Source organism: Streptomyces longhuiensis (assembly GCF_020616555.1).
Lineage (GTDB): Bacteria > Actinomycetota > Actinomycetes > Streptomycetales > Streptomycetaceae > Streptomyces > Streptomyces longhuiensis.
The window spans coordinates 2820102-2844474 of the sequence record NZ_CP085173.1; the positions used below are offsets into that span (position 1 = coordinate 2820102).

General features: G+C 70.1%; 25 protein-coding genes. 9 read left to right on the plus strand and 16 right to left on the minus strand.

All coding sequences use genetic code 11. The features are described from left to right. Positions 1 to 41 precede the first annotated feature (41 nt). Both LGI35_RS13220 and LGI35_RS13225 read right to left on the minus strand, forming a co-directional pair. Positions 42 to 635, minus strand: a complete 594-nt coding sequence (locus LGI35_RS13220; RefSeq protein WP_227294055.1) for a TetR/AcrR family transcriptional regulator — start codon at positions 633 to 635, stop codon at positions 42 to 44. Beyond that, positions 635 to 955 (minus strand): DMT family transporter, encoded by a 321-nt coding sequence (locus LGI35_RS13225; RefSeq protein ID WP_116502752.1) that lies wholly within the window; start codon positions 953 to 955, stop codon positions 635 to 637. The genes LGI35_RS13220 and LGI35_RS13225 overlap by 1 nt, the downstream gene beginning before the upstream one ends. Before the next feature lie 112 nt (positions 956 to 1067). Between LGI35_RS13225 and LGI35_RS13230 the strand changes: the two genes are divergently transcribed. After that, positions 1068 to 2147 (plus strand): DUF7847 domain-containing protein, encoded by a 1080-nt coding sequence (locus LGI35_RS13230; RefSeq protein ID WP_227294056.1) that lies wholly within the window; start codon positions 1068 to 1070, stop codon positions 2145 to 2147. Between the two features lie 24 nt (positions 2148 to 2171). Here LGI35_RS13230 and LGI35_RS13235 read toward each other — a convergent pair whose 3' ends face one another. The 10 genes from LGI35_RS13235 to LGI35_RS13280 all read right to left on the minus strand — a co-directional run bounded on the left by LGI35_RS13235 (position 2172) and on the right by LGI35_RS13280 (position 10721). Then, on the minus strand, positions 2172 to 2537 hold the full coding sequence (locus tag LGI35_RS13235) for a VOC family protein (protein ID WP_227294057.1): 366 nt from the start codon (positions 2535 to 2537) through the stop codon (positions 2172 to 2174). A 41-nt stretch (positions 2538 to 2578) separates the two neighbouring features. Next, positions 2579 to 3973 carry a hypothetical protein gene (locus LGI35_RS13240; protein WP_227294058.1) on the minus strand — a complete coding sequence of 465 codons (1395 nt, stop codon included), beginning with the start codon at positions 3971 to 3973 and terminating at the stop codon, positions 2579 to 2581. Positions 3974 to 4132: 159 nt separating this feature from the next. Continuing rightward, on the minus strand, positions 4133 to 4465 hold the full coding sequence (locus LGI35_RS13245; protein WP_100592412.1) for a metal-sulfur cluster assembly factor: 333 nt from the start codon (positions 4463 to 4465) through the stop codon (positions 4133 to 4135). After that, complete coding sequence (gene sufU, locus LGI35_RS13250; RefSeq protein WP_100592411.1) at positions 4462 to 4923, minus strand: Fe-S cluster assembly sulfur transfer protein SufU; 462 nt, start codon at positions 4921 to 4923, stop codon at positions 4462 to 4464. The genes LGI35_RS13245 and sufU overlap by 4 nt, the downstream gene beginning before the upstream one ends. A gap of 16 nt (positions 4924 to 4939) precedes the next feature. After that, a complete protein-coding gene (locus LGI35_RS13255; RefSeq protein WP_100592410.1) occupies positions 4940 to 6196 on the minus strand; it encodes a cysteine desulfurase in 1257 nt (418 codons plus the stop codon). Next, a complete protein-coding gene (sufC, locus tag LGI35_RS13260; RefSeq protein ID WP_100592409.1) occupies positions 6193 to 6957 on the minus strand; it encodes a Fe-S cluster assembly ATPase SufC in 765 nt (254 codons plus the stop codon). Before sufC ends, LGI35_RS13255 begins: the two co-directional genes overlap by 4 nt. 7 nt (positions 6958 to 6964) lie before the next feature. Continuing rightward, complete coding sequence (locus LGI35_RS13265; RefSeq protein WP_116502749.1) at positions 6965 to 7297, minus strand: non-heme iron oxygenase ferredoxin subunit; 333 nt, start codon at positions 7295 to 7297, stop codon at positions 6965 to 6967. After that, positions 7297 to 8478, minus strand: a complete 1182-nt coding sequence (gene sufD / locus LGI35_RS13270) for a Fe-S cluster assembly protein SufD (protein WP_227294059.1) — start codon at positions 8476 to 8478, stop codon at positions 7297 to 7299. The genes LGI35_RS13265 and sufD overlap by 1 nt, the downstream gene beginning before the upstream one ends. A gap of 60 nt (positions 8479 to 8538) precedes the next feature. Continuing rightward, complete coding sequence (gene sufB, locus LGI35_RS13275; RefSeq protein ID WP_227294060.1) at positions 8539 to 9963, minus strand: Fe-S cluster assembly protein SufB; 1425 nt, start codon at positions 9961 to 9963, stop codon at positions 8539 to 8541. Then, positions 9960 to 10721, minus strand: coding sequence for a helix-turn-helix transcriptional regulator (locus LGI35_RS13280; RefSeq protein WP_227294061.1), 762 nt, complete (start codon positions 10719 to 10721; stop codon positions 9960 to 9962). Before LGI35_RS13280 ends, sufB begins: the two co-directional genes overlap by 4 nt. A gap of 607 nt (positions 10722 to 11328) precedes the next feature. On the opposite strand from LGI35_RS13280, the gene LGI35_RS13285 reads away from it, so the two are divergent. The 3 genes from LGI35_RS13285 to LGI35_RS13295 all read left to right on the plus strand — a co-directional run bounded on the left by LGI35_RS13285 (position 11329) and on the right by LGI35_RS13295 (position 14200). Further along, complete coding sequence (locus LGI35_RS13285; protein WP_227294062.1) at positions 11329 to 12252, plus strand: ABC transporter ATP-binding protein; 924 nt, start codon at positions 11329 to 11331, stop codon at positions 12250 to 12252. Between the two features lie 88 nt (positions 12253 to 12340). After that, complete coding sequence (locus tag LGI35_RS13290) at positions 12341 to 13111, plus strand: ABC transporter permease (RefSeq protein ID WP_227294063.1); 771 nt, start codon at positions 12341 to 12343, stop codon at positions 13109 to 13111. An 84-nt stretch (positions 13112 to 13195) separates the two neighbouring features. Next, the gene (locus LGI35_RS13295) at positions 13196 to 14200 is read left to right on the plus strand and encodes a COX15/CtaA family protein (protein WP_227294064.1); all 1005 of its coding nucleotides are present in this window, start codon (positions 13196 to 13198) and stop codon (positions 14198 to 14200) included. A 22-nt stretch (positions 14201 to 14222) separates the two neighbouring features. On the opposite strand, the gene LGI35_RS13300 is transcribed toward LGI35_RS13295, so the two are convergent. From LGI35_RS13300 to LGI35_RS13310, 3 genes are all read right to left on the minus strand, one after another. Beyond that, positions 14223 to 15353 carry an amidohydrolase family protein gene (locus LGI35_RS13300; RefSeq protein WP_227294065.1) on the minus strand — a complete coding sequence of 377 codons (1131 nt, stop codon included), beginning with the start codon at positions 15351 to 15353 and terminating at the stop codon, positions 14223 to 14225. Between the two features lie 94 nt (positions 15354 to 15447). Next, positions 15448 to 15795, minus strand: coding sequence for a hypothetical protein (locus LGI35_RS13305; protein WP_227294066.1), 348 nt, complete (start codon positions 15793 to 15795; stop codon positions 15448 to 15450). A gap of 93 nt (positions 15796 to 15888) precedes the next feature. Then, positions 15889 to 16842, minus strand: coding sequence for a heme o synthase (locus LGI35_RS13310; RefSeq protein WP_227294067.1), 954 nt, complete (start codon positions 16840 to 16842; stop codon positions 15889 to 15891). Between the two features lie 313 nt (positions 16843 to 17155). On the opposite strand from LGI35_RS13310, the gene tkt reads away from it, so the two are divergent. The 5 genes from tkt to pgl are packed head-to-tail and all read left to right on the plus strand — an operon-like array spanning position 17156 to position 23800. Beyond that, positions 17156 to 19243 (plus strand): transketolase, encoded by a 2088-nt coding sequence (tkt, locus tag LGI35_RS13315; protein ID WP_227294068.1) that lies wholly within the window; start codon positions 17156 to 17158, stop codon positions 19241 to 19243. Between the two features lie 34 nt (positions 19244 to 19277). After that, entirely contained in the window at positions 19278 to 20396 is a 1119-nt protein-coding gene (gene tal, locus LGI35_RS13320; RefSeq protein ID WP_227294069.1) for a transaldolase, read from the plus strand. A 4-nt stretch (positions 20397 to 20400) separates the two neighbouring features. Then, a complete protein-coding gene (gene zwf / locus LGI35_RS13325) occupies positions 20401 to 21933 on the plus strand; it encodes a glucose-6-phosphate dehydrogenase (RefSeq protein WP_227294070.1) in 1533 nt (510 codons plus the stop codon). After that, the gene (opcA, locus tag LGI35_RS13330; RefSeq protein ID WP_227294071.1) at positions 21930 to 23021 is read left to right on the plus strand and encodes a glucose-6-phosphate dehydrogenase assembly protein OpcA; all 1092 of its coding nucleotides are present in this window, start codon (positions 21930 to 21932) and stop codon (positions 23019 to 23021) included. The genes zwf and opcA overlap by 4 nt, the downstream gene beginning before the upstream one ends. Then, on the plus strand, positions 23021 to 23800 hold the full coding sequence (gene pgl, locus LGI35_RS13335; RefSeq protein ID WP_227294072.1) for a 6-phosphogluconolactonase: 780 nt from the start codon (positions 23021 to 23023) through the stop codon (positions 23798 to 23800). Before opcA ends, pgl begins: the two co-directional genes overlap by 1 nt. Positions 23801 to 23864: 64 nt before the next feature. On the opposite strand, the gene LGI35_RS46595 is transcribed toward pgl, so the two are convergent. Further along, positions 23865 to 24344: a DUF2087 domain-containing protein gene (locus LGI35_RS46595; RefSeq protein ID WP_423835704.1), complete on the minus strand. Its 480-nt coding sequence runs from the start codon at positions 24342 to 24344 to the stop codon at positions 23865 to 23867. Between the last annotated feature and the right edge of the window lie 29 nt (positions 24345 to 24373).

The following is a 24373-nucleotide window of genomic DNA, read 5'->3' on the forward strand; positions in this document are numbered from 1 at the left end:
CCGGAGGTGCGCCGCGGGGGCGAACCGGTACGGCCGGTGTCTCAGGTGCCGGGCGCCCCGCGCTCCCCCGATGGGTCTGCCGCGTCGCCGCCGGGGGCTCCGTCGATGACGCGGGCGAGCATGTCGCGCGCGTACTCCTCCTCGTAGACGGCGTCCGTGAGCAGCACCTGGAGGCAGATTCCGTCCATCAGGGCGACCAGCGCGCGGGCCGTGACCGGGTCCGTGCGACGCGCGAGTTCGTCGGCGACGCCCTCGCCCCACTCGGCGGCGACGGGCCGCAGCGCGGGCCTGCGCAGGGCGGCGAGATACAGCTCGTACTCGAGCTCCACGCCGGTGCGTTCACCGGCGAGCCACTCGCCGAGGACCGCGGCGAGCCCGGCGGCGAGCCGGGCGCGCGGCACCTCGAAGACGGCGCTGCCGGCCAGGGCCTTCGCGAACCCCTCGTTGGCCTGGCGCAGCGCGGCGACCAGCAGTTCGTCGAGGGTCTTGAAGTGGTACGTCGTCGAGCCGAGCGGCACGTCGGCCTCGGCGGCGACGCTGCGGTGGCTGAGTCCGCCGATGCCCTTCTCGCCCACCACGCGGATCGCGGCGTCGATGATGCGCTGCCGCCGTTCGGGGTCGTAGCGCCGCGCCATCAGTGGGCGCCGCCCAGATTGAGCAGCACCACGCCGCCGATGACCAGGGCGATGCCCGCGAGCCGGGCCGCGGTCATCGCCTCGCCGAGGAAGAGCATGCCTATCCCGGCGATGACGGCCGTGCCGACGCCGGCCCAGATCGCGTACGCGGTCCCGACCTGCACCGTCTTCAGCGTCTGGGCGAGCAGCGCGAACGCGATCAGATAGCCGGAGACGGTGATCAGGGAGGGCCAGAGCCTGCTGAACCCCTCGCTGTACTTCATGGCGGTGGTGGCGGCCACTTCCGCCGCGATGGCGCCGGAGAGCAGTACGTATCCCATGTGTACGAGTGTACGCAACGTTGTGTACGGGCGTACACAGCGCGGTCGGGCTATGGTGTCGCGATCACTGTGGGGGGCCACAGGGACGAACTACTCCCGGGAGTGCGGCGCGATGACGGACATGTGGGGACAGGGGCCGGGTCAGGGGCCCGGCTACGGGCCGGGCGGCTACGGCTGGGGCGGTGCGTGGACCCCGCCGCCGCCCCCGCCGCAGCCGGGCGTCATCCCGCTCGCCCCGCTCGGCGTCGACCGGATACTCGGCGGCGCCTTCACCACGATGCGCCGCCACGCGAAGCCGCTGTTCGGCACCGTCCTCATCGTGTACGCGGTGCTCGCCGCGCTCGTGGCGGGCGCGCTGGCGCTCGCCTACGCGGCCGTCTCCGACGACGTACGGGCGCTCCTGGAGCGGCACAGCGAGTTCGAGTGGAGCCACGCGCGGCCGGTGTTCACCGCGTTCGGCCTGGTGTGGGTCGTCGGCATGCTGGCGCTCACGGTCGGCACGGCGTTCATCCAGTCCGCGTGCACCGTGGTGCTGCGCGAGGCAGTGCTCGGCCGTCCCGCACGCTTCAAGACGGTGTGGCGGCACGCCTGGTCCCGCACCCCTTCGGTACTCGGCGTGGGCCTGCTGATGGGCCTGATCGCGCTGATCCCGGCGGGCCTGGCCGTGGCGTTCATGGTGTCGGTCTTCGTCATGCTGCTCACGCAGTCGGTCGCGCCGGTCGGCATGCTGTTCCTGCTCATGGCGGTGACGGTGCCGCTCGTGGTCTGGGTCTACGTCCTGTTCCTGTTCGGCCCGGCGGCCGCCACGCTCGAGGAGGCGGGACCGATCCAGGCGCTGCGCCGCTCGGCGCGCCTGGTGCGGGGCGCCTGGTGGCGCACGTTCGGCATCTCGCTGCTGGCCGGCGTGATCATGATGGTGGTGTCGCTCGCGGTGCGCGTGCCGCTCGAGATCGCGATGCCCGACACGACTCCGCAGGCGTACCAGCCGGGTCAGAGCGCGTCCGACGTGTTCGAGGCGATGCTGCCGAAGCTGGGCTTCGTCATGGCCCTGTCCATGATCTGCAACCTGCTTGTACAGCTGGTGAGTTCGGTGTTCCTGCCGTTGGTCACGGCGCTGCTCTACATCGACCAGCGCATCCGCAGGGAGGGCCTCGCCCACACGCTGGAGCTCGCGTCCCGGTCGGACGCCTGACCTCCGGCGGCCACCGTCTCACCGTCAGTCGAGGAGCGTCTTCTTCGGCCGCAGGACACAGAACTCGTTGCCCTCGGGGTCGGCGAGGACGACCCACGTCGCGTCCTCGCCCTGCCCGACGTCCACACGCCGGGCCCCGAGCCCGATGAGGCGCTCGACCTCGGCGTCCCGGTCGTCGGGGCTGAGGTCGATGTGCAGGCGGTTCTGGACGGTCTTGCCCTCGCCCACCGGCACGAAGCAGAACCCCGGCAGCGTGGTCGCGTCCGCGCCGATGACGATCTCGTCCTCGGCCTCGAACAGGACCTTCCAGTCGAGGACCTGGCACCAGAAGCGGGCCTGCGCGGGCAGATCGCGGGTGTTCACGACGACTTGGTACAGCGAGGAAGTCATGACGCCCAGTCTGCCGCGCGGGCCCGCGCCGCGCCCGCGGATCAGTTCGTGACGCCGAACCAGGTGGCCCTGGACTTCTTCCACTCCGGGTGCGTGAGGTCCTTGGCCTCGGTGCCGTCGCCGTAGAGGTCGGCGGAGCCGTTGTCGGTCAGGAGCTGCGCGCGGGCGCCGGACCGGGTCAGGTCGGGCACGCTCACCACGGCCTCCCAGCCGCCGGGGTCGCTGGTCGGCAGGTCGATCCGCTTGACCGGCGCGTGCCCGGCCACGCCGTCCCACTGGTACAGGGCGTACGGGTCGGAGTTGTCGTCGGCGGCCCAGCTGCCGGCCACGATCAGGTACTGGTCCGCGGCGTTCTTGCGGATGTCGCGCACGGAGAGCCCGCCCAGGTCCAGCTCGATGGGCGTCCCGAACACGGGCTTCGTGCCGTTCGCCACGACCTTGTCGAAGTTGGTGACGGGCACGACGAGCGCCCGGCCCCCGTCAGCCGGCGGCACGAGCGGGGCGCGGAACCCGATGTACGCGGTGCTGGTCGACCCGGGCGCGAATTCGAGGCCCTCGACGTTGAACCCGTCGACCTGCTTGGGCACCTGCCCGTCCGCGGTGCCGGCGGCGAACCCGTAGCGGTCCCCGTTCGCCTCGTCCCAGGCGACCAGGTCGTCCCGCAGCTTCTTGTACGCCTTGCCGTACGACAGCTGCGTCGCGGCTCCGCTGCCGCTCACGGTGGTCGTGAAGACCGTGTTCCGGGGCGACTTGTACTCGCCGTCCTTGTTGTTGCCGAGGGAGCCGGTCCAGTAGATGGTGTCTCCGACGCGCGTGGCGCCCTCGATGTCGACCTCCTTGGACACCCCGAGCTGCGAGCTGAAGTCCCAGGTCCGCACGGGCGCGCCGGAGACCGAACCGCTGTAGAGGCGCAGGACGTTGGACTCGTCGTCGGCGACCAGGACGTAGCCGCCGCCCGCGTCGACGGCGGCGGACGCGTCACTGGAACCGGTGAAGTAGCGGGAGTCGGCGCCCTGCTGCACGGCGGCCGAGGCGGCGTAGTGGAGCGTCTTGGTGGCGGTCCTGCCGTCCACGCCGGTCACCTTGAGGGTGAGATCGGTGTAGCCCCGGCCCTGCGCGGCGACGGACACCTGCCGGGTGGCGCCCGACCCGGTGACGGTGACGTTCCCCGTGCCGGCGACGGACGACTTGGTGCTCGCGGAGGCGGCCACGGTCAGCGCCGACGCGTCGGCACCGCTCTGGCCGACGGTGACGGTCACGACCGGGTCGCCCGTGGCGCCGACCGCCCCGGAGACGTAATCGGTGGAGAGTGCGATCGTCGGCGTCCCGTAACTCGCGGCGCCCGCCGGGCTGTTGAGACCCGCGAGGGCCAGCGTGAGCACTCCGCCCGTGACGGCGACGGCTCTGCGGCGGGACGGGGAGGAGATGTGCTGCATGAGGGCCTCTCATCGGGGCGGGTGTCGACGAGAACCTTCGGCCACCCGGGCCAACTGCAGGCGTACACCCCGCGTCCTGGGGGCGAACAGCAAACAGCACGGCCCCCCGTGCCGGGAGCACAGGGGGCCGTACAGGTGTGGCAGACCGGGGAGAACCGGTCAGACGTTGAAGCCGAGCGCGCGCAGCTGCTCGCGGCCCTCGTCGGTGATCTTGTCCGGGCCCCACGGCGGCATCCAGACCCAGTTGATCCGGAGCTCGTTCACGATGCCGTCGGTGGCCGACTTCGCCTGGTCCTCGATGACGTCGGTCAGCGGGCAGGCCGCGGACGTCAGCGTCATGTCGATCGTGGCGATGTTGGCGTCGTCGATGTGGATGCCGTAGATCAGGCCGAGGTTGACGACGTCGATGCCCAGCTCGGGGTCGACGACGTCGTAGAGGGCCTCGCGGACCTCTTCCTCGGACGCCGGCTTGGTGGTCACAGTCTCGCTCATGCCGTCTTCCTCTCCGCGCCGTCCAGCGCCTGGGCCGTCGCGTCCTTCCACGCCATCCAGCTCAGGAGGGCGCACTTCACACGGGCCGGGTACTTGGAGACACCGGCGAACGCGACCGCGTCCTCCAGCACCTCCTCCATCGCGTCGTCGGGCTCGATCCTGCCCCGCGACTGCATCAGCTCCAGAAAGGTCTCCTGGATCTTCTGCGCCTCGGCCAGGTCCTTGCCGACGAGCAGCTCGTTCAGAACAGAGGCCGAAGCCTGGCTGATCGAGCAGCCCTGGCCCTCGTACGAGACGTCACTGATCGTCGAGCCGTCGTACTTCACGCGCAGCGTGATCTCGTCGCCGCACGTCGGATTGACGTGGTGCACCTCGGCGTCGCCATCGCGCAGACCGCGCCCGTGCGGGTGCTTGTAGTGGTCCAGGATGACGTCCTGGTACATCGAATCCAGCTTCACGTTCCCAGCCAGCCCCTCAGCCGAAGAAGTTCCGTACGTGCTCCAGGCCGTCGATCAGCGCGTCGATCTCGCCGGGCGTGGAGTACAGATAGAACGACGCCCGCGTGGTCGCAGGAATTCCGTAGCGCAGGCAGACGGGGCGGGCGCAGTGGTGACCCACGCGGACCGCGATGCCTTCCTCGTCCAGGACCTGGCCCACGTCGTGCGGGTGGATGTCACCGAGCGTGAACGAGATCGCGGCGCCGCGGTCCTCGGCCGTGGTGGGGCCGATGATCCGCAGGTCCGGGACCTCGAGCAGCCGCTTCACCGCGTACTCGGTGATCGCGTGCTCATGCTGGGCGATCTTGTCCATGCCGATCGAGGTCAGGTAGTCCACGGCCGCGCCGAGGCCGACGGCCTGGGCGATCGGGGGCGTACCCGCCTCGAACTTGTGCGGCGCCGGCGCGTACGTCGACGAGTGCATGGAGACAGTCTCGATCATCTCGCCGCCGCCCAGGAAGGGCGGCAGGTCCTCGAGCAGCTCCTGGCGCCCCCACAGGACGCCGATGCCCGTCGGGCCGCACATCTTGTGGCCGGTGAAGGCCACGAAGTCGGCCTGGAGCGCCTGCACGTCGAGCACCATGTGCGGGGCGGCCTGGGAGGCGTCGATGAGGACGAGGGCGCCGACCTCCTGGGCGCGACGCACGATGGCCTCGACCGGGTTGAGCGTGCCCAGGATGTTCGAGACGAGGACGAACGAGACGATCTTCGTCTTCTCGGTGATGATCTCGTCGATGTTGGAGAGGTCGAGGCGGCCGTCGTCGGTCAGCCCGAACCACCGCAGCTTCGCGCCGGTGCGCTGCGAGAGCAGCTGCCACGGCACGATGTTGGAGTGGTGCTCCATCTCCGTGATGACGATCTCGGTCTCGTGGTCCACGCGGTAGGGCTCGTCGGCCCAGCCCAGCATGTTCGCCACGAGGTTGAGCGACTCGGAGGCGTTCTTGGTGAAGATGACCTCGTCGCGGCTCGGCGCGTTGATGAAGGCCGCGACCTTGTCACGCGCACCTTCGTACAGCGCCGTAGCCTCCTCGGCGAGCACGTGCACGCCCCGGTGGACGTTGGCGTTGTGCTGTTCGTAGTACTCACTGAGCGTGTCGATGACCTGGCGCGGCGTCTGCGAGGTCGCCGCGTTGTCCAGGTACACGAGCTTCTTGCCGTCGTGAAGTACCCGGTCGAGGATCGGGAAGTCCTTGCGGATCGCCTCGGTGTCGAGGAGGCCCGGCAGCTGTGTCACGCGGATGCGCCGCCCTTCGTGTATGCCTCGTAGCCCTCGGCCTCGAGCTTGTCGGCGAGCTCGGGGCCGCCGGACTCGACGATCCTGCCCTGCGAGAAGACGTGGACGAAGTCCGGCTTGATGTAGCGCAGGATGCGCGTGTAGTGCGTGATCAGCAGGGTGCCGACCTCGCCGGTCTCGCGGACGCGGTTGACACCCTCGGAGACCTGGCGCAGCGCGTCGACGTCGAGGCCGGAGTCGGTCTCGTCGAGGATCGCGATCTTCGGCTTGAGGAGCTCCATCTGGAGGATCTCGTGGCGCTTCTTCTCACCGCCGGAGAAGCCCTCGTTCACGTTGCGCTCGGCGAAGGCAGGGTCCATCTGGAGCTGCTCCATCGCGGTCTTGACCTCCTTGACCCACGTGCGCAGCTTGGGGGCCTCGCCGCGGATCGCGGTGGCCGAGGTGCGCAGGAAGTTGGAGACCGAGACGCCGGGGACCTCGACCGGGTACTGCATGGCGAGGAACATGCCGGCGCGGGCGCGCTCGTCGACGGACATCTCGAGGACGTCCTCGCCGTCGAGGGTGACGGTGCCCTGGGTGATCGTGTACTTGGGGTGACCCGCGATGGAGTAGGCGAGGGTCGACTTGCCGGAGCCGTTCGGGCCCATGATGGCGTGCGTCTCGCCCTGCTTCACGGTCAGGTCGACGCCCTTGAGGATCTCCTTGGTGGAGTTGTCGGCCTCGACGGTGACGTGCAGGTCCTTGATTTCAAGCGTTGCCATGGGTGCCTCAGGACTCCTGGGAGAGGGAGACGAGCACGTCGTCCCCTTCGATCTTTACGGGGTAAACGGGGACGGGGCGCGTCGCGGGAAGGCCGGACGGCTTGCCGGTGCGGAGGTCGAACGCGGAGCCGTGCAGCCAGCACTCGATCTGGCAGTCCTCCACCTCGCCCTCGGAGAGCGACACGTTCGCGTGCGAGCAGATGTCGTTGATCGCGAACACCTCGCCCTCGGTGTAGACGACCGAGACCGGCGTGCCGTCGAGTTCCACCCGCTTCGGGGTGTCCTCCTCCAGCTCGCTCAATCCGCAGGCCCGGGTGAACCGGGCACGGTCGAAGGCCATCAGACGGAAGCCTCCAGCTCGGCCTCGATCTTGGCGAGCAGGCGCTCCTGGACGTCCGGCAGACCGATCTGCTGGACGAGCTCGGCGAAGAAGCCGCGGACCACGAGGCGACGGGCCTCACCGGCCGGGATACCGCGCGAGCGCAGGTAGAAGAGCTGCTCGTCGTCGAAGCGGCCGGTCGCCGAGGCGTGGCCCGCGCCGACGATCTCGCCGGTCTCGATCTCCAGGTTCGGGACCGAGTCCACGCGGGCGCCGTCGGTCAGAACCAGGTTGCGGTTCATCTCGTAGGTGTCGGTGCCCTCGGCGGTGGCCTCGATGAGGACGTCGCCGATCCACACGGCGTGGGCGTCCTGGCCCTGGAGCGCGCCCTTGTAGACCACGTTCGACTTGCAGTGCGGGGCGTCGTGGTCGACGAGGAGGCGGTGCTCCTGGTGCTGGCCCTTGTCGGTGAAGTACAGGCCGAGGAGCTCGGCCTCGCCACCGGTGCCCGCGTAGTTGACGCGCGGGTGCAGACGGACGAGGTCACCGCCGAAGGTGACGACGACGGACTTGAAGGAGGCGTCGCGGCCGACGAGCGCGTTGTGCTGCGCGACGTGGACGGCCTTCTCGTCCCAGTCCTGGACGGAGACGACGGTCAGCTTGGCGCCGTCGCCCAGGATGTAGTCGACGTTGGCGGCGAGCACCGCGTCACCGGTGTGGTCGATGACCACGACGGCCTCGGCGAACGCGCCGAGCTCGATGACCTGGTGCGCGAAGGCCGTACCGCCCTCACCGTGCACGGCGATGCGGATCGGCTCGGTGAGGACCGTCTCCTTGGGGACGGACACGACCGAGGCCTTCTCGAAGGACGAGAACGCCTGGGCGGCGACGCGGTCCACCGGCTTGCCGGCCTTGCCGACGCGGGCGTCGTCGCGCCCGACGGTCTCCTGGGTGACGCCCGCGGGGGCGGTCACCTCGACGCGCAGGCCGCCCTGGGCGACCGCCGTCCCGTCGTGCAGGCCGCGCAGCCGCTCGAGCGGCGTGAACCGCCACTCCTCCTCACGGCCGTGCGGGACGGGGAAGTCCGCGACGTCGAAGGACGGGGGCGCGCTCATGCGCGTGGCGACGGTCGACTCTGCGGCCACCGCGATCGAGCCGGCGGTCGTGGACCCCGCCGCCGGGATGTTCTGAGCCTCAGCCATGGCTGTCGTAGTGCTCTCTTTCTCAGTTCAAGACGTGTGCTGACGGACGGGCCTGCGGCGTTAGCCGACGGCGCCTTCCATCTGCAGCTCGATCAGCCGGTTGAGCTCGAGGGCGTACTCCATCGGCAGCTCCTTCGCGATCGGCTCGACGAAGCCGCGCACGATCATCGCCATCGCCTCGAACTCCGTCATACCGCGGCTCATCAGGTAGAAGAGCTGGTCGTCGGAGACCTTGGAGACCGTCGCCTCGTGGCCCATGGACACGTCGTCCTCGCGGACGTCGACGTACGGGTACGTGTCGGAGCGGGAGATGGTGTCGACGAGCAGCGCGTCGCACAGCACGTTCGACTTGGAGCCGGCGGCACCCTCACCGATCTCGACCAGACCGCGGTACGAGGTACGGCCGCCGCCACGGGCCACCGACTTCGACACGATGTTGGAGGAGGTGTTGGGCGCCATGTGGACCATCTTGGAGCCGGCGTCCTGGTGCTGCCCCTCGCCCGCGAAGGCGATGGACAGGGTCTCGCCCTTGGCGTGCTCGCCCATCAGGTAGACGGCCGGGTACTTCATGGTGACCTTGGAGCCGATGTTGCCGTCGATCCACTCCATGGTCGCGCCCTCGTACGCCACGGCGCGCTTGGTGACCAGGTTGTAGACGTTGTTCGACCAGTTCTGGATGGTCGTGTAACGGCAGCGGGCGCCCTTCTTCACGATGATCTCGACCACCGCGGAGTGCAGGGAGTCCGACTGGTAGATCGGCGCCGTGCAGCCCTCGACGTAGTGGACGTAGGCGTCCTCGTCGACGATGATCAGCGTCCGCTCGAACTGGCCCATGTTCTCCGTGTTGATACGGAAGTAGGCCTGGAGCGGGATCTCGACGTGTACGCCCTTGGGGACGTAGATGAAGGATCCGCCGGACCACACGGCCGTGTTCAGCGACGCGAACTTGTTGTCGCCGACCGGGATGACCGTGCCGAAGTACTCCTTGAAGAGCTCCGGGTGCTCCTTCAGCGCCGTGTCGGTGTCCAGGAAGATGACGCCCTGCTCCTCCAGGTCCTCACGGATCTGGTGGTAGACGACCTCGGACTCGTACTGGGCCGCGACACCGGCGACGAGGCGCTGCTTCTCCGCCTCGGGGATGCCGAGCTTGTCGTACGTGTTCTTGATGTCCTCCGGCAGGTCCTCCCAGGACTGGGCCTGCTTCTCGGTGGACCGCACGAAGTACTTGATGTTGTCGAAGTCGATGCCCGACAGGTCCGAGCCCCAGTTGGGCATGGGCTTCTTGTCGAAGAGGCGCAGGCCCTTGAGGCGGAGCTTGGTCATCCACTCCGGCTCGGACTTCTTGGCCGAGATGTCGCGGACGACGTCCTCGTTGATGCCGCGCTTGGCAGAGGCACCGGCGGCGTCGGAGTCGGCCCAGCCGTATTCGTACTTGCCCAGACCCTCGAGCTCGGGGTGGGCAGTCTCCTCGATGGGGAGCGTCATGCGGGGTTCCTCCCGGCGGTGCTTGCGGATGCGTTTGTGTCGTTTTTTGGGGCGGTGGTCTTGGGTGCGATCTTCGGAATGAAGGTCGTACACACCCCGTCGCCGTGGGCGATGGTGGCCAGCCGCTGCACATGTGTGCCGAGCAGCTGGGAGAAGAATTCGGTCTCCGCCTCGCACAGCTGCGGGAACTGCTCGGCGACGTGTGCGACCGGGCAGTGGTGCTGACACAGCTGCTCGCCGACCGGTGCGCTTCGCGCCGTAGCAGCGTACCCGTCGGCGCTCAGGGCCTTCGCGAGGGCTTCCGTACGCTCCTCGGGGGCGGCGGACTCGACGGCCTCCCGGTACGCCCCGGCCTGCTCGGCGATCCTGGCGCGGGCGAAGGCGATGACGGCTTCCTCCCCGCCCTCGCGCTGCGCGATCCAGCGCAGGGCGTCGGCGGCGAGCGTGTCGTACGACTGGTCGAAGGCGTCCCGGCCGCAGTCGGTCAGGGCGAACGCCTTGGCGGGGCGGCCGCGTGTGCGGGCGCCGTAGACGCGCTGCTCCCTGGGGGCCACGACGTCGTCGGCCACGAGGGCGTCGAGGTGACGGCGGACGGCGGCCTGGGTGAGCCCGAGGCGTCCGGCGAGATCGGTGACGGTGGACGGGCCGTGGTCCAGGATGGAGCGCACGACGCGGTTGCGCGTGGAGCGCTCACCGGTCGCCAGCTCTTCCTGCGGGGCCCTTGCGGGGGCCTCCGGAGCCTCGCCAACGTTTTTCACAACGCCATTGTTGCGTAATTCCTCAGATCGTGACAACCGGCCTGGTGACCGGCGTACGGTGCGGTTCATCACTTAGGCAGACCTAACCAAGTTCTCCTCTGACCTGCGGAAACGGTCGGCACCCTCCTGACCTGCACCGCACACGACCAGAGGCCCGCGTCGCGCGGTGGCGACCGCGCCGGCGTCCTCGGACCGCGCCCGGACGAGTTCCGGCACCGTCGCCTCGACGCCGCGAAGCCTTTCCTCGGAGCCGTCCGAACACGGCGCGCGGCCGGTCGTCGGGGGCCTGGCGCGCAGGCGCGCGCGGGAACGGGCGCGCACGGCAACGCGGCGCCGGCCTCCCGGTCGGGCGGCACCGGGGGTCCGAGCTCGGGCACGGGCAACTTCGCACCCGGAGAAGCGGCCGCCGCGGCGGGCCCTTGGTCCGGACCCGGACCGTTTCGGGCTCATCGGCGCCGGCCGGGCGCGGTCCGCGGGCCGGTCTCACCCGCCGTGGGCACAACGCGCCACGTCGCAACCTCGCCCTCTTCGGGGGCGCCGGGCCGCTCCGCCCCGGGACGCCGCCCGGCCGACGGGGGCGTGACGGCAGACCCTAGACTTGCCGACCATGCGAAGTGAGCCCGTCGTCCACATCACCTCATTGGTGAAGCGGTACGGAGACAAAACCGCGGTCGACGGTCTCGACCTCACGGCCGCCGCCGGCATCACGGCCGTCCTCGGCCCGAACGGCGCCGGCAAGACCACCACGATCGAGACCTGCGAGGGCTACCGCAGGCCGGACGCCGGGGCCGTGCGCGTGCTCGGTCTCGACCCGGTCCGGCAGGCCGCCGAGCTGCGCCCCCGGATCGGCGTCATGCTCCAGTCCGGAGGCGTCTACTCCGGCGCCCGCGCGGACGAGATGCTGCGCCATGTGGCGAAGCTCCACGCGCACCCCCTGGACGTGGACGCGCTCATCGAGCGCCTGGGCCTCGGCAGCTGCGGCCGCACCACCTACCGCAGGCTCTCCGGCGGTCAGCAGCAGCGCCTCGCGCTCGCCATGGCCGTCGTCGGCCGCCCCGAGCTCGTCTTCCTGGACGAGCCGACCGCCGGCCTCGACCCGCAGGCACGCCGCGCGACCTGGGACCTCGTACGGGATCTGCGGGCCGACGGCGTCTCCGTCATCCTCACCACGCACCACATGGACGAGGCGGAGGCACTCTCCGACGACGTCGCGATCATCGACGCGGGCCGCGTCATAGCGCAGGGCTCCCCCGAGCAGCTGTGCCGGGGCGGCGCCGAGAACACCCTGCGCTTCTCCGGACGCCCCGGCCTCGACGTCGCCTCGCTCCTCAAGGCCCTCCCGATGGAGTCCGCGGCCGCCGAGCTCACCCCGGGTTCGTACCGCGTGAGCGGCGAGGTCGACCCGCAGCTGCTCGCGACGGTGACATCGTGGTGCGCGCAGCACGGTGTGATGCCGGAGAAGATCGCGGTCGAGCGCCACACACTCGAAGACGTCTTTCTGGAAATGACCGGCAGGGAGCTGCGCGGATGAACAAGGCCCAGCCGACCCCCGGCCGGGGGTCCGGGGGTCGTCCCCCGGGAATGCACAGCCTGGAAATGACCGGCAGGGAGCTGCGCGGATGAGTGTCGCCGGTACGTACACGCCGAAGCCGGGGGCCGCTCCGCTGTCCCGCATGATCGGCGCGCAGGCCGTCCTCGAGACGAAGATGCTCCTGCGCAACGGTGAGCAGCTGCTGCTCACCGTCGTCATCCCCACCCTGCTGCTCGTCCTGTTCAGCGCGGTCGACATCGTCGACACGGGCGACGGGAAGGCCGTGGACTTCCTGGCCCCGGGCATCCTCGCGCTCGCCGTGATGTCGACCGCGTTCACCGGCCAGGCCATCGCGACGGGCTTCGAGCGCCGCTACGGCGTGCTCAAGCTGCTCGCGTCCTCGCCGCTGCCGCGCTGGGCCCTGATGACCGCGAAGACGCTGTCCGTACTGGTCACCGAAGTCCTCCAGGTGATCCTCGTGACGGTGATCGCCTTCGCGCTCGGCTGGTCCCCGCACGGCAACCCGCCGGCGGTACTCCTTCTGCTCGTCCTCGGCACGGCCGCGTTCTCCGGGCTCGGCCTGCTGATGGCGGGCACGCTCAAGGCGGAGGCGACGCTGGCCGCCGCGAACCTGGTCTTCCTGCTCCTGCTCGTCGGCGGCGGCGTCATCGTGCCGCTCGACAGGTTCCCGGACGCGGCCCGGTCCGTCCTCGGCCTGCTGCCGATCTCGGCGCTCTCCGACGGGCTGCGGGACGTCCTCCAGCACGGCGCGGCGATGCCGTGGGGCGACCTCGGGATCCTCGCGGTCTGGGCGGTCCTCGGCCTGGGCGCCGCGGCGCGTTTCTTCCGCTGGGAGTAGCCCGTACGGCACGTACACGTGCGGGGCGTCACAATCGTCCCGGATCGGCCCCCTCGTGAAGACATGCACAAGCGGCGTCCTACGATGGGCCCCGTGCCAAACGTGACCCCGGCCGACGCCGCCCAAGCCGTGCGCAACCCGCTCGCCTTCATCGCCGAACGCTGGACCCCCGCTCAGCGGACGGTCCGGCGCGCCGCGCTCTCCGCCGTCGTCATGACGGTGGTCATCGTGGTCACCGGCGGCGCGGTGCGCCTGACCGGCTCGGGCCTCGGCTGCCCGACGTGGCCCAAGTGCACCGACCAGTCCCTCACCGCGACGAGCGAGATGGGCTTCCACGGAGCCATCGAGTTCGGCAACCGCATGCTGACGTACGTCCTGTGCGCCGCGGTCGGCTGGGCGATCATCGCCGCCCGTTCGCAGAAGCCGTGGCGGCGCGGCCTGACCCGGCTCGGCTGGGCCCAGTTCTGGCTCGTCATGGGCAACGCCGTCCTCGGCGGCATCGTCGTCCTCGTCGGCCTCAACCCGTACACGGTCGCGGCCCACTTCCTGCTGTCCACCGCGCTGATCGCGGTCGCCACGGTGATGTGGCAGCGCACCCGTGAGGGTGACGCCGAGCCGCGTCCCCTCGTCGGCAAGGCGGTACGGCAGCTCGTCTGGATCCTGACGGCGGCCACGGTGGCGCTGATCATGGTCGGCACGGTGGTGACGGGCTCGGGCCCCCACGCGGGCGACTCCAGCGACGTGGCGCGCATGCCGCTCGACTGGGAGACCATCAGCAAGGCGCACGCGGTCCTGGCCTGGATCGTGGTGACGCTGACGTTCGCCCTGTGGTTCGTCCTCAAGGCGGTCGACGCCCCCAAGGGCCCCCTGCACCGCACCCGCGACCTGTTCCTCGTACTGCTCGCGCAGGGCGTCATCGGCTACGTCCAGTACTTCACCGACCTGCCCGAGGTCCTCGTCGGCCTGCACATGCTGGGCTCGGCCCTGGTGTGGATCGCGGTCCTGCGGGTCCTGCTGTCCCTGCGGGAGCGCCCGCTGGGCACGGCGGAGGTCCCGGCCCAGGCGGACCCGGCCCTCTCCAGCGTCTGAACCGAACAGCCCGTGGCCCGGGTCAGCCGCTCCGCGCGGCGCCCGTGCCGCTGAGGCCGTAGACCCGGTGGGCCGTCACCGAGCCGATCATCCTGGCGACCCGCTGCGCGTCCACGAGAGACCACGCGCCGTCCGCGACCCAGCCGCCGAGCACCCGCCCGAGCGCCTCGCGGAACAGCCGCGCCCCCACCACATGCAGCTCCGGCAGGCCGTGCGCGCCACTGGAGAACAGCAGCTTGCCGAACGGGGCGAGTTCGAGGATCTCCGCGAGTACGGCCGCCGCGCGCGCCCCCGTACGGGCGAGCGCCGGGCCGAGGTCCGCGTACACGTGCGGGAAGATGCCGGCGAGGTGCGCCGCGTGCCGGTGGTACGGATAGCCGTGCAGCAGGATCAGGTCCGTGCCGAGTCCCGCCGTGGCGCGGGCGAAGTCGGTGAGCAGGACCGGGTCGGTGCGGTCGAGGCGCAGGCCGGGTTCGCCGAGGCCCGCGTGGAGTTGCAGCGGCCGGCCCGAGGCCACCGCGATCCACAGGAGGTGGCGCAGGAGCACGGGGTCGGTGAGGGGTCCGCCGACGCGGCGGGCGGCGAGCCAGCGCCCGGCGGCTCCCCTTACCTCACCCGGTCCCGGCGGCTGCGGCGCGAGCGCGAGGCCGTGCCGTACGCCCGCCACCGAGGTGAACGCGACGGCGTTCGCGGCGGCGGCGTGCACGGACTCGGCGAGGTTGGCGAGGAACGACTCGACGGTGCCCGAGGTGTCGGCGACCTGCTCGGCGAGGAGTTCGAGGCGGACGATCTCGTGCGCGTCCGCGTCGCCGGCCGAGGCCATCTCGCGCGGACCGGTGAGGTCGCCCGGCAGTCCCGTGTCGACCAGGTACGTGGTGATGCCGCTGCCCCGCAGCAGTCTGCGGCCCGACTCCACGACGCCCAGTTCGCGGCGGCGCGCGAGGTACCGGGCGGGTGGGCAGTGCGGCTCGAGGCCGAGGAGCGGCGGACACCAGCGGCGCACGGCGAAGCCGGTCTGGGTGTCGAAGAAGGTGGTGCCGGGCGCGGGCGGGCGGCCGCCCCGGCCGAGATGGGCCTCGAACGTGCCGAGGCCGAGTTCCGTGCGCAGTACCCCGTGGCAGTACTGGTCCACGAGGGATGGCGTGTCGATCATCCGGGCTCCCGTAGATGGACCGTGCTTCCAGGGTCCTAACGGGTGAAACCTGCGTCAGGTGTTGGTCTCGTACACCTGACGCATTGGACGGCGCCTACTTGTTGCTCGGGCCACCGACCTGGATGCCCGCCATGCGGGTCCACTCGTACCTTCCGGTCTTCACCTTGGCGGCCATTTCGCCGTCGAAGTCCTCGCGGACGGTGATCCCGGCCTTCTCGACGGCCTTGCGGGCGACGGCGTCGGAACGTGCTACGAGGTTGCCCCAGGCGCCGTCCTCGCCGACGAGCGCGATGCGCGTGCCGCGCTCCCCGAGGTACGCGAGCTGCCCCTCGGCGCCGCCGTGCTGCTTGGCGAACGTCCCGATCTCCCGGGCGAGCCGGGCGGCCCTGCGCTCGTCCTTCGCCGCCTGCTTCGGGTCGTCAACCGCTTGAGTGTCTGCCATGGACAGGATGCTACTGAGAGGTAGATCAACTGGCGACGGGCGGGGGGCGTGGCCTTGGCCACTCCCCCCGCCCGTCGGAAGTTTCCGGGTGGGTCAGCGCAGGAAGGGGTCCACCGCGACCGCCACGAAGAGGATCGAGACGTACGTGATCGACCAGTGGAACAGCCGCATCTCCTTGAGCTTCGCGCCCGCCACCTCGGCCTTGGCGCGGTTCTGCAGCCCGTGGGCCTCCCACAGCCAGAACCCGCCGGCCAGCAGGGCGACCGCGGTGTAGAACCAGCCGGTGTAGCCGAGCGGCGTCAGGAGCAGGGAGACGGCGACCATCACCCAGCTGTAGATGACGATCTGCTTCGCGACCACCTTGTTGGAGGCGATGACGGGCAGCATCGGCACGCCGACGCGCGCGTAGTCGTCCTTGACCTTCATGGACAGCGGCCAGTAGTGCGGCGGCGTCCAGAAGAACATGACGAGGAAGAGGATGACCGGGGCCCACGACATCGAGTTCGTGACCGCGGACCAGCCGATGAGGACCGGCAGGCAGCCGGCGATGCCGCCCCAGACGATGTTCTGCGAGGTGCGGCGCTTCAGGATCATCGTGTAGACGACCACATAGAAGAGGAGCGCGCCGAGCGAGAGCCAGGCGGACAGCCAGTTGACGGTCAGCCCGAACAGCAGCGTGGAGATGACCGCGAGGGCGATGCCGAAGGAGAGACACTCCCGGGGGCTGACCATTCCGGTGACCAGTGGACGCTGCGACGTGCGCTCCATGAGCGCGTCGATGTCACGGTCGATGTACATGTTCAGCGCGTTGGCGCCGCCCGCGGAGAGGTAGCCGCCGAGGCAGGTGAGGAACACCAGCTTCAGGTCGGGCACACCCTGCTGCGCGAGGAACATGACCGGAACCGTGGTGATCAGCAGCAATTCGATGATCCGCGGCTTGGTCAGCGCCACGAATGCCTTGACCCGGGCCCCGAGCGGCCGTTGGCTCGAGCTGATGCTCGTCCCGAGTTGCCCCGCTGGACGGGATTCGACGGCCGTCACGCACACCCCTGACAGAGACTCCCAGCAAGCCCCCCGGATGTGAAGTCCCGGTAAAGGCTCGCGCGTACCACGCCACTGTAGACGTTGCCTATACCTGGCTCTTCGTGGGGGTCGGTTCGTGTTTCGGAGCGCCCCAGATGAGCGGTCGCACATTCACTTGTCGAGCGGCGCGGATGCCCGTCAGGAGGCGGATTCCGGCACGGCCCGGCAGTCTGGATTGAGTCGAAAAAATGCGCGTACTCGCAGGGGTAGGCTCGACAACAGCCGGTGAGCCCATCATCACCGGCATTCGACATGTGGAGAGGAGCCCTGACCCAGGGTGAGCACCAAGCCGACCACCACAGACCTCCAGTGGACCGAGTTGGACCAGCGGGCGGTTGACACCGCTCGTGTCCTGGCCGCGGACGCCGTACAGAAGGTCGGTAACGGCCATCCGGGTACGGCGATGAGCCTGGCACCGGCCGCGTACACCCTCTTTCAGAAGGTGATGCGGCACGACCCGGCGGACGCCGACTGGGTCGGGCGCGACCGGTTCGTGCTGTCCGCGGGACACTCGTCCCTGACCCTCTACATCCAGCTGTACCTGGCCGGTTTCGGCCTCCAGCTCGATGACCTGAAGGCGTTCCGCACCTGGGGCAGCAAGACCCCGGGACACCCGGAGTACGGGCACACCACGGGCGTGGAGACGACGACCGGGCCGCTCGGCCAGGGTGTCGCCAACGCCGTGGGCATGGCGATGGCCGCCCGTTTCGAGCGCGGACTGTTCGACCCGGAGGCGGCCCCCGGCACCTCCCCGTTCGACCACCACATCTTCGCGATCGCCGGCGACGGCTGCCTCCAGGAGGGCATCTCCGCCGAGGCGTCCTCGATGGCCGGGCACCAGAAGCTCGGCAGCCTCGTCCTGCTCTGGGACGACAACCACATCTCGATCGAGGGTGACACGGAGACCGCGGTCTCCGAGGACACCATGAAGCGGTACGAGGCCTACGGCTGGCACGTGCAGCGCGTGGAGCCGAAGGAGAACGGCGACCTCGACCCCGAGGCCCTGTTCGCCGCGATCGAGGCCGCGAAGGCCGAGACGGAGCGTCCGTCCTTCATCGCGATGCGCTCGATCATCGCCTGGCCCGCGCCGAACGCGCAGAACACCGAGGCCGCGCACGGCTCGGCGCTCGGCGACGACGAGGTCGCGGCCACCAAGCGCGTGCTCGGCTTCGATCCGGAGAAGTCGTTCGAGGTCGCCGACGAGGTCATCGCACACACGCGTGAGGCCCTGGACCGCGGTCGCGAGGCGAAGGCCGAGTGGGAGAAGTCGTACGCCGCCTGGCGCACGGCCAACCCGCAGCGCGCCGCCGAGTACGACCGCATCGAGGCGACCGACCTGCCCGAGGGCTGGGAGTCGCACCTGCCGACCTTCGAGACCGGCAAGGGTGTCGCCACCCGCGCCGCGTCCGGCAAGGTCCTCCAGGCTCTCGGCCCGGTCATCCCCGAACTGTGGGGCGGCTCGGCCGACCTGGCGGGTTCGAACAACACGACGATCGACAAGACGTCGTCGTTCCTCCCGGCGGACAACCCGCTGCCGGAGGCCGACCCGTACGGCCGCACGATCCACTTCGGCATCCGCGAGCACTCGATGGCCGCCGAGATGAACGGCATCGCGCTGCACGGCAATACCCGCATCTACGGCGGCACCTTCCTGGTGTTCTCCGACTACATGCGCAACTCGGTCCGTCTGTCGGCCCTGATGCACCTGCCGGTCACGTACGTGTGGACGCACGACTCGATCGGTCTGGGCGAGGACGGTCCGACGCACCAGCCGGTCGAGCACCTGGCGGCGCTGCGCGCGATCCCCGGTCTGAACGTCGTCCGCCCCGCGGACGCCAACGAGACCGTGATCGCCTGGCGCGAGATCCTCAAGCGGTACACGAAGGTGTTCGGCAAGGGCGCTCCGCACGGCCTCGTGCTGACCCGTCAGGGCGTGCCGACGTACGAGGCGAACGAGGACGCGGCCAAGGGTGGTTACGTCCTGCTCGACGCCGAGGGCGGCCCGGCGCAGGTGATCCTCATCGGTACCGGTTCCGAGGTGCAGCTCGCCGTCGAGGCGCGTGAGCGGCTTCAGGCCGAGGGCATCCCGACGCGGGTCGTGTCCATGCCGTCGGTGGAGTGGTTCGACGAGCAGGACCAGGAGTACAAGGACTCGGTCCTGTCGCCGTCGGTCAAGGCGCGCGTGGCGGTCGAGGCCGGTATCGGTCTGACGTGGCACCGCTTCGTCGGTGACGCCGGTCGGATTGTCTCGCTGGAGCACTTCGGTGCTTCCGCCGACGGCAAGGTCCTCTTCCGGGAGTTCGGCTTCACCGGTGACGCCGTGGCCGCGGCCGCCCGGGAATCCCTCGCCGCAGCCCAGCGCTGACGCTCATATACGACACGTAGGAGATGCATTTTCCATGACAGACGCACTGAAGCGCCTCTCCGAAGAGGGCGTCGCGATCTGGCTGGACGACCTGTCGCGAAAGCGGATCACCTCCGGCAACCTTGCCGAGCTGATCGACCAGCAGCACGTCGTGGGCGTCACGACCAACCCGTCGATCTTCCAGAAGGCGATCTCGCACGGTGACGGTTACGAGCAGCAGCTCGCCGACCTCGCCACCCGCAAGGTCACCGTCGACGAGGCCATCCGCATGATCACGACGGCGGACGTCCGTGACGCCGCCGACATCCTGCGTCCGGTCTTCGACGCGACCGAGGGCCAGGACGGCCGCGTGTCGATCGAGGTCGACCCGCGTCTTGCCCACAACACGGCGGCCACCGTCGCCGAGGCCAAGCAGCTGGCCTGGCTGGTGGACCGTCCCAACACGCTCATCAAGATCCCGGCGACGAAGGCGGGCCTGCCCGCGATCACCGAGGTCATCGGCAAGGGCATCAGCGTGAACGTGACGCTGATCTTCTCGCTGGCGCGCTACCGCGAGGTCATGGACGCGTACCTGGCGGGTCTGGAGAAGGCGAAGGCCGCGGGCCTGGACCTCTCCAAGATCCACTCGGTGGCGTCCTTCTTCGTGTCCCGTGTGGACTCGGAGATCGACAAGCGCCTGGACGCCCTCGGTACCGACGAGGCCAAGGCGCTCAAGGGCAAGGCCGCGCTGGCCAACGCCCGTCTCGCCTACGAGGCGTTCGAGGAGGTCTTCTCCTCCGACCGCTGGGCCGCGCTCGACAAGGCGCAGGCCAACAAGCAGCGCCCCCTGTGGGCGTCGACCGGCGTGAAGGACCCGGCGTACAAGGACACCCTGTACGTCGTGGACCTGGTCGCGCCCGGCACCGTCAACACCATGCCGGAGGCCACGCTCGACGCGACCGCCGACCACGGTGAGATCACCGGCAACACGATCGCCGGGACGTACGACCAGTCCCGCACGGAGATCGCGGCTGTCGAGAAGCTCGGCATCTCGTACGACGACGTCGTGCAGGTGCTCGAGGACGAGGGCGTCGACAAGTTCGAGGCGTCCTGGAACGACCTGCTCAAGTCGACCGAGGCGGAGCTCCAGCGCCTCGCCCCTTCGGAGGGCTGAGATCTTGACCCCTGTTCATGGAGCGAACCCGCTCCGTGACGCCGCAGACCGACGGCTCCCGCGTATCGCGGGGCCGTCGGGCCTGGTCATCTTCGGTGTCACGGGCGATTTGTCCCGTAAAAAGCTGATGCCCGCCGTTTATGACCTCGCCAACCGAGGTCTGCTGCCGCCGGGCTTCTCACTGATCGGCTTCGCCCGACGCGAATGGGAGGACGAGGACTTCGCGCAGGAGGTGCACGACGCGGTCAAGGAACACGCGCGTACGCCGTTCCGCGAGGAGGTCTGGCAGCAGCTCGTCCAGGGCATGCGCTTCGTCCAGGGCAACTTCGACGACGACGACGCCTTCGAGCGCCTGAAGTCGACGATGCAGGAGCTCGACAAGGCGCAGGGGACGGGCGGCAACTTCGCCTTCTACCTCTCCGTGCCCCCCAAGTTCTTCCCGCAGGTCGTGCAGCAGCTGAAGAAGCACGGCCTCGCGGACGCGCCCGAGGGTTCGTGGCGCCGCGCGGTCATCGAGAAGCCGTTCGGCCACGACCTCGAGTCGGCCAAGGAACTGAACGCGATCGTGCACGAGGTGTTCGCCCCGGACCAGGTGTTCCGGATCGACCACTACCTCGGCAAGGAGACCGTCCAGAACATTCTGGCCCTGCGCTTCGCCAACACCCTCTTCGAGCCGATCTGGAACCGGTCGTACGTCGACCACGTGCAGATCACGATGGCCGAGGACATCGGCATCGGCGGCCGCGCCGGCTACTACGACGGCATCGGCGCAGCCCGTGACGTCATCCAGAACCACCTCCTCCAGCTCATGGCCCTCACCGCCATGGAGGAACCCGCCTCCTTCGACGCGGACGCGCTCGTCGCCGAGAAGGCCAAGGTCCTCGGCGCGGTCCGGCTGCCCAAGGAGCTCGGTGAGCACACGGTCCGCGGCCAGTACGCGGCCGGGTGGCAGGGCGGCGAGAAGGCCGTCGGTTACCTCCAGGAAGACGGCATCGACCCCAAGTCGAAGACCGACACCTACGCGGCCATCAAGCTGTCGGTCGACAACCGCCGCTGGGCGGGCGTCCCCTTCTACCTGCGCACCGGCAAGCGCCTCGGCCGCCGCGTCACCGAGATCGCCGTCGTCTTCCAGCGCGCGCCCCACTCCCCCTTCGACCACACGGCGACGGAGGAACTCGGCCAGAACGCGATCGTCATCCGCGTCCAGCCGGACGAGGGCATCACGGTCCGCTTCGGCTCCAAGGTGCCCGGCACCTCCATGGAGATCCGGGACGTGTCGATGGACTTCGCGTACGGCGAGTCGTTCACGGAGTCGAGCCCGGAGGCGTACGAGCGGCTGATCCTGGACGTCCTGCTCGGCGACTCGAACCTCTTCCCGCGCACGGAGGAGGTCGAGCTGTCCTGGAACATCCTCGACCCGATCGAGAAGTACTGGGACAAGCACGGCAAGCCGGCCCAGTACGCGTCCGGCACGTGGGGGCCCGCCGAGGCGGACGAGATGCTCGCACGAGACGGACGGAGCTGGCGCCGGCCATGAAGATCGACCTCACGGACACCACGTCCAGCAAGATCAACAAGGCGCTCATGACGGGCCGCCGCTCCATCGGCACCCCCGCCGTCGGCATGGTGCTCACCCTCGTCATCGTGACCGACGAGGAGAACGCCTACGACGCGCTGAAGGCCGCCAACGAGGCGTCCCGCGAGCACCCCTCGCGGACCCTCGTGGTCATCAAGCGCGTCTCCCGTTCGCCGCGCGACCGCACCACGTCGAGGCTCGACGCCGAGGTGCGGGTCGGCGCGGAGGCGGGGACCGGCGAGACGGTCGTCCTGCGGCTGTACGGCGAGGTCATCAACCACGCCCAGTCGGTCGTCCTGCCACTGCTCCTGCCGGACGCCCCGGTCGTGGCCTGGTGGCCGGTGAACGCGCCGCTCGACCCGGCCAAGGACCCGCTGGGCGCGCTCGCCCAGCGCCGTGTGACGGACACGTACGCGGCGGAGCAGCCCAACGACGAGCTGGAGGCCCGCGCCGGTGCCTACACGCCCGGTGACACGGACCTGTCGTGGACACGGATCACGCCGTGGCGCTCCATGCTCGCCGCCGCTCTCGACCAGGTGACCTGCAAGGTCAACTCGGTGGAGGTGGAGGGCGAGGAGTTCAACCCGAGCTGCGAGCTGCTCGCCATGTGGCTCGCGGGTCGGCTCGACGTACCGGTCAAGCGGTCGCTGTCGTCGGGCCCCGGTCTGACGGCGGTGCGCATGCAGACGGACTGCGGCGCCATCGTGCTCGACCGCCCGGACGGTTCGCTGGCCACGCTGTCGATCCAGGGCCAGCCGGACCGCGCGGTGGCGCTCAAGCGCCGCGAGACGTCCGAGCTGATCGCGGAGGAGCTGCGCCGTCTCGACCCGGACGACACGTACGCGGCCGCGCTGAAGTTCGGCGTGGACCGGCTCGGTGACCCGGCGGACCCGGCGGCGGCGGACGGACAGAAGCCCGCGGCCGACGCGGCCGCACCGGCCACAGCTTCCGCTCCCGCGAAGAAGGCGGCGGCGAAGCAGACGGCGGCCAAGAAGGCGCCCGCCAAGTCCGCCGCCAAGAAGTCCGCCTCGAAGGCGGCCGCCAAGTGATGAGCACGGCACCCCAGTTGGTGGTGCACCGCGACAAGGAGCTGATGGCGCAGGCCGCCGCGGCCCGGCTCATCACGAAGATCGTGGACGCCCAGGCCGCCCGCGGCTACGCGTCCGTCGTCCTGACGGGCGGGCGCAACGGCAACGGACTCCTGGCCGCCCTGTCCGCCGCTCCCGCCCGGGACGCGGTCGACTGGACGCGCCTCGACCTGTGGTGGGGCGACGAGCGGTTCCTGCCGGACGGCGACCCCGAGCGGAACTACACGCAGGCGCGCGAGGCGCTCCTCGACTCGGTGCCGCTGAACCCGGACCGGGTGCACCCGATGCCGGCTTCGGACGGCCCGTACGAGGTGGACGCCGCCGCGCAGGTGTACGCGGCCGAACTGGCCGCCGCGGCGGGGCCGGAGGACCACGGTCCGGTGCCGACGTTCGACGTCCTGATGCTGGGGGTCGGCCCGGACACGCATGTCGCGTCGCTCTTCCCCGAGCTGCCGGCGGTCCGGGAGACCGAGCGCACCGTCGTCGGTGTGCACGGCGCGCCCAAGCCGCCGCCCACCCGCATCTCGCTCACGCTCCCGGCGATCCGGGCCGCGCGTGAGGTGTGGCTGCTCGCGGCGGGCGAGGACAAGGCGGAGGCCGCGGCGATCGCGCTGTCCGGCGCGGGCGAGATCCAGGCGCCGGCCGCGGGCGCGTACGGCCGCTCGCGCACGCTGTGGCTGCTCGACTCGGCGGCGGCCTCGCAGCTTCCGCCCGAGCTGTATCCACCGCACGTCGCCTGAGGCTCGCCACGCGAGACGACACGAACGCAGAGGCCCCGCACCCCAGTTGGCTGGTGCGGGGCCTCTACGCGTGCGCCCTGCGGTAGCTGCTGCCGTCGCGCTCCCGTACGAGCAGCCCGTCGCTCACGCAGTACCCGCGCAGCGCCGAGGTGTCCTCGTGGACGGTGCGGAACGCGTCGTTGACCTCCCCCTCGGTGTAGGTGCGCTCGGTGTCGAAGAGCGTGTCCGTGAGGTGGACGAGGAGTTCGCGGCGCACGGTGGCGCGGACCGGGATCGAGGTGAGGCGGCCGCGTGCGAAGAACCCCGTGAGGCGGCGCGGCACGGCGGGATGGATCTCCGCCGGGCGCTCGCGGCGGAACACGGAGGGGTCCGCCCGCAGCGTTCCGTCCGGCCGTCGTTCGACGAGCCCGGTGGAGACGAGTCGTCCCAGGTGTTTGCGGACGGCCGGGGAGTCCTCGTCGCGTGGCTCCAGCTCGTCCAGCACGATCCGCGCGTAGAGCTTCAGTCGTTCGGGGTCGGCGAGCGCGGACATGAGCTGGTCCATGGGGTCCTCCCGGCAGGTGACGCGACCGG

Bases quoted from the DNA above. Each gene is read 5' to 3' on its own strand.
- LGI35_RS13220 (WP_227294055.1), bottom strand. From the start codon at position 635: ATGGCGCGGCGCTACGACCCCGAACGGCGGCAGCGCATCATCGACGCC.
- LGI35_RS13225 (WP_116502752.1), bottom strand. From the start codon at position 955: ATGGGATACGTACTGCTCTCCGGCGCCATCGCGGCGGAAGTGGCCGCC.
- LGI35_RS13230 (WP_227294056.1), top strand. From the start codon at position 1,068: ATGACGGACATGTGGGGACAGGGGCCGGGTCAGGGGCCCGGCTACGGG.
- LGI35_RS13235 (WP_227294057.1), bottom strand. From the start codon at position 2,537: ATGACTTCCTCGCTGTACCAAGTCGTCGTGAACACCCGCGATCTGCCC.
- LGI35_RS13240 (WP_227294058.1), bottom strand. From the start codon at position 3,973: ATGCAGCACATCTCCTCCCCGTCCCGCCGCAGAGCCGTCGCCGTCACG.
- LGI35_RS13245 (WP_100592412.1), bottom strand. From the start codon at position 4,465: ATGAGCGAGACTGTGACCACCAAGCCGGCGTCCGAGGAAGAGGTCCGC.
- sufC (WP_100592409.1), bottom strand. From the start codon at position 6,957: ATGGCAACGCTTGAAATCAAGGACCTGCACGTCACCGTCGAGGCCGAC.
- LGI35_RS13265 (WP_116502749.1), bottom strand. From the start codon at position 7,297: ATGGCCTTCGACCGTGCCCGGTTCACCCGGGCCTGCGGATTGAGCGAG.
- sufD (WP_227294059.1), bottom strand. From the start codon at position 8,478: ATGGCTGAGGCTCAGAACATCCCGGCGGCGGGGTCCACGACCGCCGGC.
- sufB (WP_227294060.1), bottom strand. From the start codon at position 9,963: ATGACGCTCCCCATCGAGGAGACTGCCCACCCCGAGCTCGAGGGTCTG.
- LGI35_RS13285 (WP_227294062.1), top strand. From the start codon at position 11,329: ATGCGAAGTGAGCCCGTCGTCCACATCACCTCATTGGTGAAGCGGTAC.
- LGI35_RS13290 (WP_227294063.1), top strand. From the start codon at position 12,341: ATGAGTGTCGCCGGTACGTACACGCCGAAGCCGGGGGCCGCTCCGCTG.
- LGI35_RS13295 (WP_227294064.1), top strand. From the start codon at position 13,196: ATGGGCCCCGTGCCAAACGTGACCCCGGCCGACGCCGCCCAAGCCGTG.
- LGI35_RS13300 (WP_227294065.1), bottom strand. From the start codon at position 15,353: ATGATCGACACGCCATCCCTCGTGGACCAGTACTGCCACGGGGTACTG.
- LGI35_RS13305 (WP_227294066.1), bottom strand. From the start codon at position 15,795: ATGGCAGACACTCAAGCGGTTGACGACCCGAAGCAGGCGGCGAAGGAC.
- tal (WP_227294069.1), top strand. From the start codon at position 19,278: ATGACAGACGCACTGAAGCGCCTCTCCGAAGAGGGCGTCGCGATCTGG.
- opcA (WP_227294071.1), top strand. From the start codon at position 21,930: ATGAAGATCGACCTCACGGACACCACGTCCAGCAAGATCAACAAGGCG.
- pgl (WP_227294072.1), top strand. From the start codon at position 23,021: ATGAGCACGGCACCCCAGTTGGTGGTGCACCGCGACAAGGAGCTGATG.
- LGI35_RS46595 (WP_423835704.1), bottom strand. From the start codon at position 24,344: ATGGACCAGCTCATGTCCGCGCTCGCCGACCCCGAACGACTGAAGCTC.